The sequence below is a fragment of the Endozoicomonas sp. GU-1 genome (assembly GCF_027366395.1).
In the GTDB taxonomy this organism is placed as follows: domain Bacteria; phylum Pseudomonadota; class Gammaproteobacteria; order Pseudomonadales; family Endozoicomonadaceae; genus Endozoicomonas.
The window spans coordinates 4,794,440-4,809,232 of sequence record NZ_CP114771.1 but is presented as its reverse complement, the minus strand read 5'-3'; the positions used below and the strand labels follow the sequence as shown (position 1 = coordinate 4,809,232).

General features: G+C 49.5%; 16 protein-coding genes and 1 pseudogene. 10 read left to right on the top strand and 7 right to left on the bottom strand.

The features are described from left to right. Window positions 1-264 precede the first annotated feature (264 nt). From rsmD to O3276_RS19980, 6 genes and pseudogenes are all read left to right on the top strand, one after another. The gene (gene rsmD / locus O3276_RS20005; protein WP_269672898.1) at window positions 265-942 is read left to right on the top strand and encodes a 16S rRNA (guanine(966)-N(2))-methyltransferase RsmD; all 678 of its coding nucleotides are present in this window, start codon (window positions 265-267) and stop codon (window positions 940-942) included. 252 nt (window positions 943-1,194) lie between these two features. After that, window positions 1,195-2,289 carry a malate dehydrogenase gene (locus O3276_RS20000; protein WP_269672897.1) on the top strand — a complete coding sequence of 365 codons (1,095 nt, stop codon included), beginning with the start codon at window positions 1,195-1,197 and terminating at the stop codon, window positions 2,287-2,289. 137 nt (window positions 2,290-2,426) lie between these two features. Next, entirely contained in the window at window positions 2,427-3,884 is a 1,458-nt protein-coding gene (locus O3276_RS19995; protein ID WP_269672896.1) for a coniferyl aldehyde dehydrogenase, read from the top strand. 294 nt (window positions 3,885-4,178) lie between these two features. Beyond that, window positions 4,179-4,751 (top strand): hypothetical protein, encoded by a 573-nt coding sequence (locus O3276_RS19990; protein ID WP_269672895.1) that lies wholly within the window; start codon window positions 4,179-4,181, stop codon window positions 4,749-4,751. A 431-nt stretch (window positions 4,752-5,182) separates the two neighbouring features. Continuing rightward, window positions 5,183-5,666, top strand: a pseudogene (gene coaD / locus O3276_RS19985) (pantetheine-phosphate adenylyltransferase). Window positions 5,667-5,754: 88 nt separating this feature from the next. After that, a complete protein-coding gene (locus O3276_RS19980; protein ID WP_101745606.1) occupies window positions 5,755-6,003 on the top strand; it encodes a YfhL family 4Fe-4S dicluster ferredoxin in 249 nt (82 codons plus the stop codon). A gap of 56 nt (window positions 6,004-6,059) precedes the next feature. On the opposite strand, the gene O3276_RS19975 is transcribed toward O3276_RS19980, so the two are convergent. Then, complete coding sequence (locus O3276_RS19975; RefSeq protein WP_269672894.1) at window positions 6,060-6,668, bottom strand: FMN-dependent NADH-azoreductase; 609 nt, start codon at window positions 6,666-6,668, stop codon at window positions 6,060-6,062. A 141-nt stretch (window positions 6,669-6,809) separates the two neighbouring features. Here O3276_RS19975 and O3276_RS19970 point away from each other — a divergent pair, with 141 nt between their 5' ends. Then, the gene (locus O3276_RS19970) at window positions 6,810-7,139 is read left to right on the top strand and encodes a LysR family transcriptional regulator (RefSeq protein WP_269672893.1); all 330 of its coding nucleotides are present in this window, start codon (window positions 6,810-6,812) and stop codon (window positions 7,137-7,139) included. Between the two features lie 15 nt (window positions 7,140-7,154). Here O3276_RS19970 and O3276_RS19965 read toward each other — a convergent pair whose 3' ends face one another. From O3276_RS19965 to O3276_RS19940, 6 genes are all read right to left on the bottom strand, one after another. Beyond that, the gene (locus O3276_RS19965) at window positions 7,155-7,376 is read right to left on the bottom strand and encodes a DUF2835 family protein (RefSeq protein WP_101745609.1); all 222 of its coding nucleotides are present in this window, start codon (window positions 7,374-7,376) and stop codon (window positions 7,155-7,157) included. A gap of 267 nt (window positions 7,377-7,643) precedes the next feature. Next, on the bottom strand, window positions 7,644-8,459 hold the full coding sequence (locus tag O3276_RS19960; protein WP_269672892.1) for a hypothetical protein: 816 nt from the start codon (window positions 8,457-8,459) through the stop codon (window positions 7,644-7,646). A gap of 245 nt (window positions 8,460-8,704) precedes the next feature. Continuing rightward, window positions 8,705-9,880: a histidine phosphatase family protein gene (locus O3276_RS19955; protein ID WP_269672891.1), complete on the bottom strand. Its 1,176-nt coding sequence runs from the start codon at window positions 9,878-9,880 to the stop codon at window positions 8,705-8,707. A gap of 66 nt (window positions 9,881-9,946) precedes the next feature. After that, on the bottom strand, window positions 9,947-11,152 hold the full coding sequence (locus tag O3276_RS19950) for an FAD-dependent monooxygenase (RefSeq protein WP_269672890.1): 1,206 nt from the start codon (window positions 11,150-11,152) through the stop codon (window positions 9,947-9,949). Between the two features lie 66 nt (window positions 11,153-11,218). After that, window positions 11,219-12,445: a 2-octaprenyl-6-methoxyphenyl hydroxylase gene (ubiH, locus tag O3276_RS19945; protein WP_269672889.1), complete on the bottom strand. Its 1,227-nt coding sequence runs from the start codon at window positions 12,443-12,445 to the stop codon at window positions 11,219-11,221. Window positions 12,446-12,485: 40 nt separating this feature from the next. Further along, window positions 12,486-13,100, bottom strand: coding sequence for a UPF0149 family protein (locus O3276_RS19940; protein ID WP_269672888.1), 615 nt, complete (start codon window positions 13,098-13,100; stop codon window positions 12,486-12,488). A gap of 137 nt (window positions 13,101-13,237) precedes the next feature. Here O3276_RS19940 and O3276_RS19935 point away from each other — a divergent pair, with 137 nt between their 5' ends. From O3276_RS19935 to O3276_RS19925, 3 genes are all read left to right on the top strand, one after another. Beyond that, entirely contained in the window at window positions 13,238-14,005 is a 768-nt protein-coding gene (locus O3276_RS19935) for a class I SAM-dependent methyltransferase (RefSeq protein WP_269672887.1), read from the top strand. Between the two features lie 264 nt (window positions 14,006-14,269). Beyond that, entirely contained in the window at window positions 14,270-14,479 is a 210-nt protein-coding gene (locus tag O3276_RS19930; protein ID WP_101749308.1) for a TIGR02449 family protein, read from the top strand. Further along, a complete protein-coding gene (locus tag O3276_RS19925; RefSeq protein ID WP_269672886.1) occupies window positions 14,476-14,781 on the top strand; it encodes a cell division protein ZapA in 306 nt (101 codons plus the stop codon). The genes O3276_RS19930 and O3276_RS19925 overlap by 4 nt, the downstream gene beginning before the upstream one ends. Window positions 14,782-14,793 lie beyond the last annotated feature (12 nt).

The following is a 14,793-nucleotide window of genomic DNA, read 5'->3' as shown; positions in this document are numbered from 1 at the left end:
GATGAAACGCAATGACAATCCATCATGCAGGCTATGGATAATCGCTAATCCTATCTTAATTCAGACTGTCACGAAACGAACTTTCTCAGGGAAAATAGTCCATCTTTCATGAACCCGAATGGAACCATCCACAATAAAAAACGGCGACTTCGGGCTACTGGAAGTCTGACACCTTTCTCCGGGTTTGTTGTATTTCACCAGACTCTGCTGTCTATACACACCAGGATGACTGGTAACTCCATGACCTGAAGCGATGAAACGAGTATGCTTACGCTCCCTGTTGACCCCCTGCCCGGCTGGAGCCTGTTAATGCCTCGCAAGTCTCGAAATCCCAAGCATCCTGAATCACGCGCTAACACCGGCCCTGCTCATACCGGTGGTGGCCAGCTGCGGATTATTGCGGGTGAATGGCGCAGTCGTAAGTTACCCGTAGCCAATGTACCCGGCTTGCGCCCCACCTCAGACCGGGTAAGAGAGACAGTATTTAACTGGCTGACCATGATGACACCGGGAGCCAGAGTGCTGGATGTATTCAGTGGTACCGGCGCACTGTCCATGGAAGCCCTTTCCCGGGGCGCATCGTCAGCAGTGCTGCTGGAAAAAAGTCCGGTTGCCGCAAGAACGTTGAAGAGCAACCTTGCACTGTTAAAAGCTGAGCGTGCCAGGGTGATTGAGTGCGATAGCCTTATCTGGTTAAACCAACCGGCTGAAACCGGTTTTGACCTGATTTTCCTGGACCCACCGTTTCGGATGAACCTGCTGGAGCCTGCTTGCCAGCTGCTGGAAAGCAATGGTTACCTGAATGACAACAGCCATATTTACATTGAGGTAGAGAAAGAGCTGAGCCCTTTGCCAACCCCGGAGAACTGGCAGCTGGAAAAGTGCAAAACCGCAGGACAAGTAAGCTTCAGCCTCTGGTCGCGCATGAAAAAACAACAATAACCAACGTCTCACATATGGACTTACCGAAATGATATCAGTAATCTGTGCGCGGCTGATCTTTATCAAATAAACAGTACGTCTGAACGCTGTATCATCCACAGGCTTACCATTCAGCAGGCCGTGGCCGGATGTCTCTTTTATGACTTTTAAGTGCAAGAAAGCACGAAAAGCTGCTTTAAAGAACGGCTCATGGCGATTTGGACGCATTGCTAATCTAAGAACGAACCTGAAAACTCTAAGGAGCAGTTCCCCATGAAACAACCCGTACGAATTGCGGTCACAGGTGCAGCTGGCAACATCAGCTACTCTCTGCTGTTCAAAATCGCTGCCGGTGAAATGCTGGGACCTGATCAGCCTGTGATTCTGCAACTGGTTGAGATCCCACAGGCTATGGACAAACTTCGTGGCGTTGCCATGGAGCTGGAAGACTGCGCCTTCCCACTGGTTCACGGTATCAGTCTGCACGACAATCCGTTTGATGGTTTCCGTGGCATTCATTACGCCATGCTGGTCGGTGCCCGTCCCCGTTCCAAGGGTATGGAGCGCGCCGACCTGCTGGAAGCCAACGCCGTTATCTTTGCCGAACAGGGCAAGGCGCTGAACGAAGTGGCTAACCGTGATGTTAAAGCCCTGGTGGTGGGTAACCCGGCAAACACCAACTGTCTGATATTGTCCCGCAATGCGCCCGATCTGGCACCATCCCAGTTCTGCGCCATGACCCGACTGGACCACAACCGTGCACAGGGCATCCTGGGTAACAAACTGGGGGTTAATCCTGCGGATATCGAAGGTGTCTGCGTGTGGGGCAACCACTCGCCAACCATGTACCCTGATCTGCACCACGCCCAGGTACTGGGTGATGAAGCGGCCATCGATATGATCGATGAGCAATGGTACAAGGAAGAATATACACCTCGTATCCAGAAACGTGGTGCCGAAATCATCGAGTGGCGTGGCCTCTCCAGTGCTGCCTCCGCCGCACAGGCCGCTCTTGATCACATGCGTGACTGGGCCCTGGGCAGCGATGGTCGTATTGTATCCATGGGCATTATTTCCGATGGCAGCTACGGTGTTGCCAAAGGCATCTACTACTCTTTCCCTGTCGTTTGTGAATTTGGCAGCTACCAGATTGTCCAGAACCTTCATATTAACGACTACGGTCAGTCAATGATGAAGAAAACTGAACAGGAGCTGTTAGAAGAAAAGGCAGCGGTAGATCACCTGCTGCCTGAAGGAACGGCTGCCTCCCGCGAAGCGTTGAGGACCTCCAGCCGCAGCGGCCAGACTGAGTTTGATGCAGGTATCGAAACCGGCGAGTCATACTATAAGGCTGACCGTATCTGCTGAGCAGTTTGCCTGGACAGTGATACAAAAATACAGGAAAGGCTCTATGTGAGCCTTTCTTTTTGTCCACGTTATCAACACAAGAAAACAGACAATAAAAATTATTAAATAAACCATTAGCGCCCAAGAGGGAAACAACAATGACCGCTGCCGAACCCATTATGTCCGAGCACAGGAAAGTGACCCGGCAAATCCCACCGCCCCTGGAAGATCTGCTTGCTGCCCAGAAGAAAGCCTTTCTGCAAGACCCTAACCCCAGCTATCAGGAACGGGTTGATCGCCTGAAGGCACTCAAGAAAGCATTGCTGAGCAATAAAGACGCATTACTGTCCGCTTTGGATGAAGATTTTGGCGGCCGATCCAGAAGTGAGTCATCACTGACTGAAATCATACCGAATCTGGGCAATATTCACTACACGATCAAGCAGCTTAAAAAATGGATGCAACCCAGCAAGCGAAAGCTGAACCCTCAGTTATTGCCTGCCTCGGCAAAAGTCGTGTACCAGCCCTTGGGCGTGGTCGGTATTGTGGTGCCCTTTAACTACCCACTGTTCCTGTCGCTAAGTCCATTGCTGACGATTCTTGCCGCCGGCAACCGGGCCATGATCAAGATGTCGGAATTCACACCAAAAACCTCGGAGCTGGTTGCCCGAATCATTGAGCAAACATTTCCTGCTGATCTGGTCACCGTCGTTTGCGGTGATGCACAAGTGGCAACCGAGTTTACCAGCCTGCACTTTGACCACATTATTTTCACCGGTTCGACAGCGGTCGGTCACCATGTTATGCAAGCCGCTGCAAAAAACCTGACCCCGGTAACCCTGGAGCTGGGTGGTAAGTCACCGGTTATTGTCGATAACGACTTCCCGATTCAGGAAGCGGCAGAAAGAGTCTGCTACGCAAAAGCCCTGAACGCCGGTCAAACCTGCGTAGCGCCGGACTATATTCTGGTGAAAAATGACCAGAAGGCCGCCTTTATCGAGCACTATCTCAACGCCTTTCGAAAAATGTACCCAACGGTCAACGGAAATAATGATTACACCTCAATCATCAATGACCGCCACCACCAGCGATTATTGCAATTACTGGCTGATGCCAAAGCGCAGGGCGCAACCATCCACACTCCGGGCAATGAGGAAATTAACGACGGAAGCCGTCGAATCCCCATCCACTTAATTGAGTATCCAACTGATAATATGGGCGTTATGCAGGAAGAAATTTTTGGCCCGCTGCTTCCTGTCATCGGCATCGACAGCCTTGATGAAGCCATTCAGTTTGTCCAGCAACGACCCAGGCCACTGGCACTCTACTACTTCGGTTCTGATACAAACAATCAGGAAGCCGTATTGGCACAGACCCACTCTGGCGGTGTCTGTATTAATGAGTGTTTGTTACACGTCGCTGTGGAAGATATGCCCTTTGGCGGCATTGGCCCATCAGGCATGGGACACTACCACGGCCATGAGGGCTTCCTGACATTCTCCAAGGCCAAGTCGGTGTTAACCAAAGGCAAGCTGAACAGCACTAAAATGATCTACCCCCCCTATGGTGGCTGGCTGCAGAAAAAAATGCTGAAGTTCCTTTCCGGTCGGCAATAGGCCCTGTCTCTTTCAGACTTCGGGGCCGTTTGCCAGTGGCCCTGCAAAAACTGGTTCAGACGTTCAGGTACTCTTCTTCACTGAACGTCAGAAACTTACGAAGATTTTCAATTTCGTCAGCACTGAAATCCATCGAGTTATCACGCAACTTCCATGAATGATTCCTTGTGCAACTGAGGACACAGGAACTTTTGCTGAATAATTTAGTCCAAATGGTCAGTACCAACTTGCTGTCAGCTTAGTGCCAACAGAGCACGGCGTGGAAGCAACTACCATTTAGAGGAAATACGCAACATGAATCCATGGAATGCCCTAACTTTATCAATGGCAACCATTAAACAATTTGCACAACGGGCATCGGATTGCACTTGTACTTGTCCAGATGAATTTTCTGGCGTCTGGGCCGGACTGATTGTCGCGGGCAGCGTTCCTTCTGCCGCTCTGGGTGGTTTCATAGGTTGCGGCTGTGCTGGCAAAATCAGTGGAATTGTGGTCGGTGCACCTGCTGGCGCTGGTGTTGGTGCAGTCCTCACCAGCTGTGCACTTATTGCCTGCCATGGCTGCGAGTGCGTACAGCTTCGGAAACGACAGATCGCCACCTGTACCAAACAGAACTCCCTTCCCAATGGGCAGCAACAGAGCCTGAAGCTACCCTCGGCACCACCCTTATTGGAAGCTGAAAGTATAGATGCTAAATGCAAAACGCCTGTCCAGTCCCAACCGGAACTTATGTACCCATTCCTGTTATCAGGCGGCACCATTAAGTGTGACCCTCCAGTATTTTTACAACCTGGCATCGCCGGGAAGAAATCAAGCACGGGGATGTGCCCTGCCTTCTGTCCGGTTTCACAGACAGGCTATGTTTGACCAACAAGAGCGCGTTCATCGTGCCAAGACCCCAGCCTGGGCTTGTCAAGCTGGATAAAGAGATACAATGTCAGTCAGGGCAGTCCAGTCGTCTTCGCTACCCACTGTTTAAGTCCGCATTGCAGTTTAACATTCTCAGACTTTTAACATGAATCTGTACACTTAACGACCATTCCAGTGCCATGACTCTTGAACATTCTCATATCCTCAACATTAAGTGCCCCAGAACGCTGATCATTTGAACCCTTTTGACTATTTCGTTAACATGCCCTTTTACTAAAAAAAGGTCGACATATTCGCAGATCAGTGAATGACGTCAATGGGAGTCTGTCCAGCAAATTACAAGACAGTTTTCTGGTAAACAACGGAACTCCTGAAATGTTTTGTATCTCTGATCTGTTGTTGGATTTGTGGCCGGAGAGTCATTTTTAATGATCAAGGTAATCTATCCTGGTACGTTTGATCCTATTACCAAGGGTCATATGGATCTTGTTGAAAGAGCGGCCAAGCTGTTTGATACCATTGTTATTGCCGTTGCTGAAAGCCCCAAGAAAAAGCCACTGTTCGATCTGGAAACCCGGGTCAATCTGGCCAAAGAATCCATCGCTCATCTGCCAAATGTTCAGGTAACCGGCTTCAGCTCTCTGCTTGCCAGTTTTGTGGCAGAGCAGCAGGCCCAGGTTATTCTCAGGGGGTTAAGAGCCGTTTCTGACTTTGAATATGAATTTCAAATGGCCAATATGAACCGGGTGCTGGCACCCAAAGTGGAAAGCCTTTTTCTGACACCAGCAGAGCAATACTCCTATATTTCCTCTACACTGGTTCGGGAAATAGCCTCTCTGAATGGGGGATATTTCCAAGTTTGTATCACCATGTGTTCAGAAAGCACTGACAGATAAGTTCAACGGAAACTGAGATACTGTCCGTTATTCATTTGTTTTTACCAGCTGAAAGGTAGCCAGGTTAGCTACTTACAGGCGGAGCGGAATCCCAAAGGTCACCCATGGCTTTAATGATTACTGACGATTGCATTAACTGCGACGTCTGCGAACCGGAATGCCCGAATAGTGCTATTTCACCCGGGGAAGAAATTTACGAGATTGACCCACTGCTGTGCACGGAGTGCGTTGGCCATTATGATGAACCTCAGTGCCAACAGGTGTGCCCGGTAGACTGTATTCCGAAGAACCCGGACTGCGAAGAAACCCAGGATGAGCTGATGGAAAAGTATCTTATCATCACTGCTGCCTGACAATACGCCGCAAATGTATCGTTACGTTTGCGGCATCCAGCTTCAGACTTTATCCATTAAAGTGCAACAACAAGATGGTTCATTGCTTCCTCTGCATCATGGATTGACTGCCCCTTGATATCATCCCCCATGTTAAGCCCTTCCGCATAAACAAACTCAACATCCCGGATACCGATAAAGCCAAGAAACTGGCGAACAAGCGCCGTTTGCGTATCGAGATCAGTCCCCTGATACTGACCACCTCGCGCGGCCATAATGTAAGCCTTCTTACCTTCCACCAGACCGACCGGTCCCTGCTCGGTATATTTAAATGTGATCCCTGCCCTGGCAATAAAGTCGAACCAGGATTTCAGGGTTGAAGGCAAACTGAAGTTATACATAGGCAGGCCTATTACCAGAATATCAGCGGTCTTTACTTCCTCAATCAACTGATCAGAAAGCGCTGTCATTTCAGCCTGTCGATGGTTTTTCTGGTCCTCAGGGATACCAAAACCCATCACGATTTCCGCATCCAGATGGGGAATCTGCTGGTTAGCCAGGTCTCTTACCTGATGCTGAGTGTCAGGGTTCGCTGTCAGAAATCGCTCAACAAATTTCTGTGACAGTTGGGTCGACTGCCCATGTTCACCAAACAGGCTGCTGTTGATTTGGAGTAATTTAGCCATGCTTCCCACCTTTTCAGATCACTATTGTTATTTACTTGATTGTTGTATGCATGGTTTAAATTTATCGTCGAAATTAACGAAAGAAAAGTTCAAAATACTGCATGAATATATCGATTTTTTGGATATATAGAGACCTGCAAAATGTCAAAGGCAACACTCGATCAGTGGCGTATGCTTCAGGCAGTGGTAGAACATGGCGGCTTTGCCCAGGCTTCCGAGGCGATCTTCAAAAGCCAGTCCACCATCAGCTCATCAATAAGACTGGTGAAACAGGGGCTTGGGTTTGCATGGCTACCAACCCACCATATTCAGCAGGAGCTTGAAGCAGGCGTGATCAGACAATTAGATACCCGGCTCAGTAATAATCGGAATGTACAGCTGTACCTGGTATTTCCTGACCCCAGCTATATTGGCCCTGCTGCACAAAAGCTGGCAGCCATCTTAAGGGATTGCTGTCATGAAGCCGCTTAACAGAGTTTCTCAGTATCAAGTGAGACGGATAAGATCCAGAAACTTGCCATCATCACCATAGGAAATTTCAAAACGACCATAAATTCCCTCTCTGGTGACAAATTTCAGCATGATGTCATAGGGAATACTCATACTCTGACCCGATTCAGTGCGAACCCTTACGGATTGCTTCTGCCCTTTATAGAACTGAAGAACCTGCTCAGAATTGAGTTTTACGGAGAACACAGCCTTATGCATTGCTCAAACCTTTGTGTTTCTTATTAAGACTAATCGTTAAAAGAAGGCATCTCTCAGTTTAGCAACCTTCTCTCACAAAGGTTATAGAACAAGGCTAAATTACGGTGAGATTTCTAAGAAGTGGGCTATCCAGATTCTTCACCTATGTCACTGGAATCAGCAATTTGATCGTTTTCAGACACAAAATCGCTTGTTCGAGAACCATTTCCTAATAAGCCGGGTACCAGGTACCCGGCTGACATCCATAACTGCCGGAAAACCAGACAGTTATTGCCCGGGAGGCGGAGGCATCAATCCTTCAGGAAAATCCATATTGTTGGGAATTTGCATCTGTTGCATGACCTGATTGATGGAATCCCGAATACTATCAATCATTGCCTTGTAGCCAACATCAAAGCCCCGGTAGAAAGCCAGCTCTGTGCTCCTCAACTCACCGGATGGCTGAACAACGGCAGGCTGTTTACCCTCAGGATTCTCGCCACCAAAAAATGCCTCCATTGAGGTAGGAACCGTTAAGGCAACACGCCCTCCGGTCATATAACCATCAATAAACCGCCCCCTGACAAACGGATTGTTATCACTGCCAGCACCTGTGTTCCGATAAGCATCGGCAGCTTCGCACCAGCGATCTTTATACTCACTCATCAAGTCTGCTGAAGCACAGTTATACTCGACAATGCCCATTGCCTCCATAACGGCAAAATAACCATCACGATAGCCCATGTCATAGGGAGTATCAGATGGGCTATCGATATCACCACCAAGGCCCAATCGACTGTCAGCCGCCTGGCTGGCCAATGCATATCCCTCACGAAATCCGTTGATATAAACCAGAAAATCATCCGAACTGGTGGATTGACCACGCTGTTCGAACTGGTCTTTGGCTTCACACCATGTCTGCTCAAGCAAGCTGGTTTTGTCTGGATTATTACAGGTATAGGACTCAGCCCCCTGATCGACACTGGCCATGTCTTCATACACTACCGTCGTGACCTCTGGACACTCATGGGCTTTATTACAGCCTTGCAGACCAATCAGTATTGCCACCACTGGCAATACTGCCGCCAGAAAATGTTTCTGCATTTAATTACTCCTTCAAAGAAACTAATGAACTTGTTATTCAATACAGTTTTGACGGAACTGATTAAATATAGTTCAGTTTTTTTTCTGATTTCCCTGAAGGCACTTGATTTTATCAACTTCCTGATAAAGCCCTTATCCTTTGAAGGTCAATGACATGAGTTGCTTTACTGTTTCCGGAGCACCGCGATTGATAACAGTAACAGCCTGAATACATTAATGTTTCACCCACAACAGGAGGTCGGTAATTAACGAACAGCAACACTCCCCGTGGGGATATAAGGTTCAAAGTTCATTCCACCCCGCTCCCTGGCACACAAATAATCCCAGTCATCAGGCAATGATTGCTCAAGCAAAACCAGCCACTGATCCAGCGAGCAGCGTCCCGCACACCCGGGTACCGCAAATGGTTGGTGATTCAACGACAGGGCAACTTCCGGGCGACCATCATTCCAGTTAAGCTGGACGCCAAAGTGTGTTGCATAATCCACCATTTTGTCAGATGGCGCACCCAGCATGGTCATGATCGCCAATAAGTTACTGTCACTGGCTGAGTAAAGCGTCCATCGCTGGCAGGAGTGGCAACTGCCTTTTTCTTGCAGACACTGCTGCACCCGCTTGAAATCCCTGATCATCGCTTTGGCTAAAGGGGAACCGATAAGCTGGGCAATTTCATAATTAGCCACAATCCGGCTCACGATCCAATGTAATAACTCCTCCAGTTCCACCGCCTGTTGATTTGAAATACCTTCGGGCATTGGCAGCTGGTGAATTCGATGTATGGCAATTTGATCGATCAGGGGAAGAAAAGAATAGAGATCGCCATTACCTTCACGCTCATTCAGTTCAAGCCATAAAGCCAGCTGATCACGGTGTTGTTCTTTTTTTCTTAACCAGTCCGCACTTTTTTCCAGCGCCTGAACACGATGAAGATACCCCGGGCATAATCTTTGCGCTGAAAAAAGATCATCATGGGCCAAGGGTGAAGCATAAACCGGGGGAACCTGAATGCCCCCCGGCAAGCCTGTTTTACCAGCACGCTCAGGATAAAACCCCAGCAATAAAGCACTGGCGCTCTGAATGGTACGATCCAGACCTTTGGCAAAATGTTGACTGACTTTGGGTGACCAGGAATCGGGGAGGGTTTCAGAAAAATAGTACCTCCGGATTGTCTGCCCCAAAAGGTACTCCTGCTGAAGGCCAGCTGCCGTTAACTGCCCTGGCCCCATTGGCCAGTATTTGGTCATTCCCCCAAGATCCCTGGGAGAGCGGTCGCCGTGCCTGACAAGGCTGATAAGGTAATCAGCGGGTGCAGCTAATGCCGACTCAATATCCGCTGCATCAGAACGGATAGACAGCAAACACATGGCAAATACAGCACCAAAGACCAAGCCTCTTTTTTTAATATCAGACTGAAGTTTCATACCCTGCCTGCGTGATAATTACATCCAGCAGACAGGATAGGAAAAAATCGAGGGACTGGTTGAGATTTACTGAAGAAACCCGGGAATATCCTTTGATAACCCGGAGGCCTGATCCACAATCATATCCTTAATGAATGGTAATCGATTGGTCAGAGTGAGCCCGGTATTCCGTATCCAGCGAATGCCCGGGTCATTGGCCCCGAACAGATTTTGAAAGCCTGTCATGGCCGCCATCGTCAACGAGTTATCTCCGATGCGACGACGCTGATAGCGATCCAGAACGTGCGCGGCAAAATAGTCATCGCCGCGACCGGCCGCTTTGATCAGCTCATCCGCCAGCACGGCCACGTCCATAAAGCCCAGATTCACCCCCTGCCCCGCCAGAGGATGAATAGTATGAGCCGCATCGCCCACCAGAACCACCCCTTGTCGATGATACTGCCGGGCATGTCGTTGACGCAGTGGGTAGCGGAACCGTTGACCAACCTTCAGAATATTGCCCGCCCGATGCTCAAACGCTCTCGCCAGTTCCTGACAGAAAGCATCGTCACTCAAGGCCTCTATCCGGTCTGCCTCTGTCGGTACAAGGGACCAGACAATTGAGCAATAATGCCGCCCTCCCTGACTTTGCAGGGGCAGAAATGCCAATGGGCCGGAATCCAGGAACACCTGTCTCGCTGTGTGATGATGAAACAGCTCTGTCTCCACGGTGGTGACCAGCCCATGATGCTTATAGTCCTTCTGGTTTGCCGGAATGCCAGACAATTTTCGCAAACGCGACTCGCCGCCATCCGCAGCCACCAGCAGAGGAGCGCAAAGCACGTCACCATTTTCCAGAACTATTTCACCGCCCTGGCCGGACAGTTTGTATTCAAGGGTGGTCTGTTGATCAAAACATTGTACGGTTGAGCTGGCCAGCTGTTGCAACAGTGCGTTGCGAATCACGTCATTTTCGACAATGTAGCCAAGATTTTTTTGTGGCAGCGATTTTGCGTCAAACTCAACTTGTCCCGTACCCTCACCATCCCAGACGGTCATGTGAGTGTAAGGACAGGCCCGCTGGGCAATAATTCCTTCCCAGGCCCCCAGATACTCCAGCAGTTTTATCGATGCTTCCGTCAAGGCACTGACCCTGGGCTGCCAGGGATCATCCATCGAGAACGAGCCGGGCTGCAATGTCTGCTGCTCAACCAGTGCCGTCTGCATACCAGATCGGGCAAGCGCCAGGGCCAGAGGCCCCCACCATACCTCCCCCAACAATAATGACGTCAATTGTCTGCATTTCTGATCCCTATTTCCCAGATTCAAAGGTACGGGTGAATGTAAAGTTCCACCGGTTTATAATCCCATGGCCCTGCGGGTGAATGTTGACTTCACCGGATGGCAATAATCCAGCGCCACCAATCCCAGATTCCGGGACAATACCGAGGCCGTGTCAGTCCGTGAGAAAAGGCGCACCAGGCCATCACAAAACTGGCTGGTCAGACTCTGGTCGCTCAACTGCTGTTGCCAGTATTCCTGCAACCGACCAAGATCACCTACGGGGATTTGGCGTTCCAATGAGTCCGAGATATTGCCTGCCAGAGCCACGGTATCCCGAATAGAAAGGTTATACCCCTGACCTGCCACTGGATGTATGGCATGAGCAGCATTACCCAAAATAACCAGCCCAGGCCTAACCTGCTCTTTGGCGATGCGCATGGTGAGTGGGTATCTGTCCCGCTTACCCACGGCAATAAACCGCCCGGCCCGATAGCCAAACCGCTGTTGCAATAACGCCAGAAAATCATCATCTGCCAGAGCATAAAGCGAATCGGCTTCCTCATCCGGTAACGTCCACACCAGCCCTGCACGATGTGCAAAATGGTGATCACCGGTTAACGGAAGCAGTGCCATCGGACCTTGACCGGCAAAGCGCTCCCAGGCCATACCATTATGCGGGCGGTCAAGGGCAATATTGGCAATGATCCCCTGCTGATGATAGTCACACTGCCGCAGACCGATTCCCAGCTGATCCATCAACCCCGAACGACCACCATCAGCCAGAACCACCAGCGAGGCGGAAATCTCTGAGTGCCTGAGCTGAACTTTCATACCTCCGGGAACAGGGCTCAGGCTTGCCACCCTATCAGGACTGAACATGGTCACCCTGCCCTGCTTCTGGAAACCCTTTAACCGTTGCAAAAGCACATCACCCAGCACATGATTCTTGACCACATACCCCAGTGCCGGGACACCTTCATCAGAAGCCCGCAAGCGGGAAACCCCAAAACTGCCCCGATCAGACACATGAACATCGGTAATGGCCTGAGCCTGATCCACAAGATCCGGCCACAGCCCAAGCTGCTGGTAAATACAACAGGTTCCCCAGGACAGCGCCGAGGCACGGGCATCAAAACTCGGCGGAATATCTCTGGGCTGACTCAGGTCATGGGTTTCCACCATCGCCAGCCTCAACCCCTGCTTGATAACCACTTGTTCCAATGCACAGACCAGACTGGCTCCCACCAGCCCGGCACCAATCACCAAAACATCGAAATCCATCTTGTCTGTAGAATTATTCACGTTTCAGCCTCCACCATGATTTTGTGGAACTCTGTTATTCTCAGTGCAGGGTTTTGGCAGCGCCTTGTTTTACAGCACGTTGTCCAGCACTTCCATCATCACCGGGAAGCTCGGGCAAACCACAAACCTCTGCATAGACATTCAGCCAGGCCAAACGAACAAACTCACTCACTTCAACATACAGCTTTTCTGATTCTTCGCTCTCTTCTGCGGTTTCTATCAGGCTGATTTCGGCAAAGTCCCTGAGCACTTCTTCCACCATCTCACTGACCTGACGACTGTCCAGCCCTTGACCAAAGCCAGAGATAAATGACTGGCACCATATTCCAAGTGACTGTGTCCTCAGCCCAAGCGCTTCGTCATCATCAGGAAGCAACAGTGTTGCTGCCAGACTACCAGAGTTCAGCTCATTCTGAGTATGCAGAAATAACTGGCTTAATAACTGCCTCGCAGGTTCATCAATCGATTGGTCACCCATCTGCTCAGCAAGCTGCTCCAGCCATTTCTCAAGGCCCGGATGGGCACCGGCGGAAAACAGGCCGCATAAGTAGCCATGAATCTCTGATGGATGACTCTGCTCTGCCAGATGACTGGCGAGTTCATCAAACGATATGAAGGCGGGTTTATCGCCAGGCTGGGAAATGTGGATCGTCATGATATAGGGCCATTGAAATTACTGAGTCGAACTTAAGTAGCTAACCGGGATTCTAACAGACTTCCCGGGCAAACTTGTCAGTCATTAAATAAAGAAAGTGTCTATCCTGTTAAGTCCAACCTGTTTGGAATACTGCCATGCCAGAGCCTTTGTACGAAAGAAATCAGCTGGGTGTTGGTTTTACATTTCATAATCCGGTTATCTATCTGGATCGCTGGCTAGGCAGCTGGAAAGACGATAAACCCCTATTGGATATTGGCTGTGGCCACGGAGTTAATACTCACGCCGCCCTGATGCATGGTGGACAGGTAATAGCCACTGATATGGATAAACCAGACTTGTCCGAATGGCTGAAGGACTTGCCTGAGACTCAGCAGAAAGCAGTTACCTGCAAAGCTGCAAAACTGCCAGAGCATATCCCTTTTGCCGATAATGCCTTCTGCGGAATCCTCTGCGCCGAAGTTTTCCATTTCCTGGCCAATGAAGAAGTGGTGCCATCCATTAATGAAATCTACCGAATTCTCGAACCAGGGGGCACGCTTTTGCTTACCTGCTGTTCCTGTGACGTTGCAGTGTTGAAAAGTACTGATCTGAGCAGGGAGATACGCGACGGTGTAAGAAAATCACCGTTAACCGTTACCGGTCAGCGGGATTATCTCAACCTGCTGGCAGAGGCGGCCAAAGCAGTTAACTGTCCGGAAATAACCGATCCGGTTTTGGCTGCCCACAAAATTAATATCCCCGGCAGAGACTTTTGTTTTTTTGCGTCCGAACAACTGGAAGTATTAATGAAACATGCCGGATTTGTTATCGAAGTATGCGAACAGGGTGAGGCTCCCCATTACCCGGTATGGAGTCATGGTGATCAGGATCAAATACGGGTTATTGCCAGAAAGCCCGCATGATTTGCCCGTTTTATTATGGACGTCGTTTTTTCAAGCCCGGGCTGACAGTCTTAAGGTCACAATGATTACCCCGATAAACCAAAATGCTTCGCCCCTGTTTGCTGGCATTTTGCGTTATATCCTCTTCAACAAAGGACAACCTGATCCATTGGTACAAGGTATTACCCGACAAATTAAAAATAAAACATTGTCAACCATTAAGTCATTGTTCTGAATTTCTCCAGAGGCTATAGTAACCCTAATAACCGAGCATTCAGGGAAGCTATGAAAGAATCCGATTTCATTGCCCTCGATCAGAAAATTAACTATCTGGTTGCCCTTTGTCAGAAGCTGACGACTGAAAACAGGCAACTTCGACAGCAGGAGCAGTCCTGGGTAGCTGAAAAAGCGAAGTTGATGGAAAAAAATGACGTTGCACGTACAAAAGTAGAAGCGATGATCCAGCATCTCAGGTCTCTGGAGCACGAGTCATGACGGATAAATCATCAGTGACATCCGTTCATATTCTGGATAAGGAATACCGTGTTGCCTGTCCCAAAGACAATCAGGAGGCACTGTACACCGCTGCCCGTTACCTGAACGAAAAAATGCATGAAATCCGTTCTTCAGGCAAAGTGGTCGGTATTGAGCGAATCGCTGTGATGGCTGCACTGAATATCTGCTACGAGTTAATGCAGAGCCGTCGTCAGAATGAAGATGAGAAGCAGGACACCCAGGAGCACATTGACCAACTGCTGGGTAAACTGGATCAGGCACTGGCAGCCGTGGAGCGTTGACCTGATCACCGT

What these genes read in the sequence shown, in the direction of transcription:
- rsmD (WP_269672898.1), top strand. Translation starts at nt 265, where the DNA reads ATGCTTACGCTCCCTGTTGACCCCCTGCCCGGCTGGAGCCTGTTAATG.
- O3276_RS20000 (WP_269672897.1), top strand. Translation starts at nt 1,195, where the DNA reads ATGAAACAACCCGTACGAATTGCGGTCACAGGTGCAGCTGGCAACATC.
- O3276_RS19995 (WP_269672896.1), top strand. Translation starts at nt 2,427, where the DNA reads ATGACCGCTGCCGAACCCATTATGTCCGAGCACAGGAAAGTGACCCGG.
- O3276_RS19990 (WP_269672895.1), top strand. Translation starts at nt 4,179, where the DNA reads ATGAATCCATGGAATGCCCTAACTTTATCAATGGCAACCATTAAACAA.
- O3276_RS19980 (WP_101745606.1), top strand. Translation starts at nt 5,755, where the DNA reads ATGGCTTTAATGATTACTGACGATTGCATTAACTGCGACGTCTGCGAA.
- O3276_RS19975 (WP_269672894.1), bottom strand. Translation starts at nt 6,668, where the DNA reads ATGGCTAAATTACTCCAAATCAACAGCAGCCTGTTTGGTGAACATGGG.
- O3276_RS19970 (WP_269672893.1), top strand. Translation starts at nt 6,810, where the DNA reads ATGTCAAAGGCAACACTCGATCAGTGGCGTATGCTTCAGGCAGTGGTA.
- O3276_RS19965 (WP_101745609.1), bottom strand. Translation starts at nt 7,376, where the DNA reads ATGCATAAGGCTGTGTTCTCCGTAAAACTCAATTCTGAGCAGGTTCTT.
- O3276_RS19960 (WP_269672892.1), bottom strand. Translation starts at nt 8,459, where the DNA reads ATGCAGAAACATTTTCTGGCGGCAGTATTGCCAGTGGTGGCAATACTG.
- O3276_RS19955 (WP_269672891.1), bottom strand. Translation starts at nt 9,880, where the DNA reads ATGAAACTTCAGTCTGATATTAAAAAAAGAGGCTTGGTCTTTGGTGCT.
- O3276_RS19940 (WP_269672888.1), bottom strand. Translation starts at nt 13,100, where the DNA reads ATGACGATCCACATTTCCCAGCCTGGCGATAAACCCGCCTTCATATCG.
- O3276_RS19935 (WP_269672887.1), top strand. Translation starts at nt 13,238, where the DNA reads ATGCCAGAGCCTTTGTACGAAAGAAATCAGCTGGGTGTTGGTTTTACA.
- O3276_RS19930 (WP_101749308.1), top strand. Translation starts at nt 14,270, where the DNA reads ATGAAAGAATCCGATTTCATTGCCCTCGATCAGAAAATTAACTATCTG.
- O3276_RS19925 (WP_269672886.1), top strand. Translation starts at nt 14,476, where the DNA reads ATGACGGATAAATCATCAGTGACATCCGTTCATATTCTGGATAAGGAA.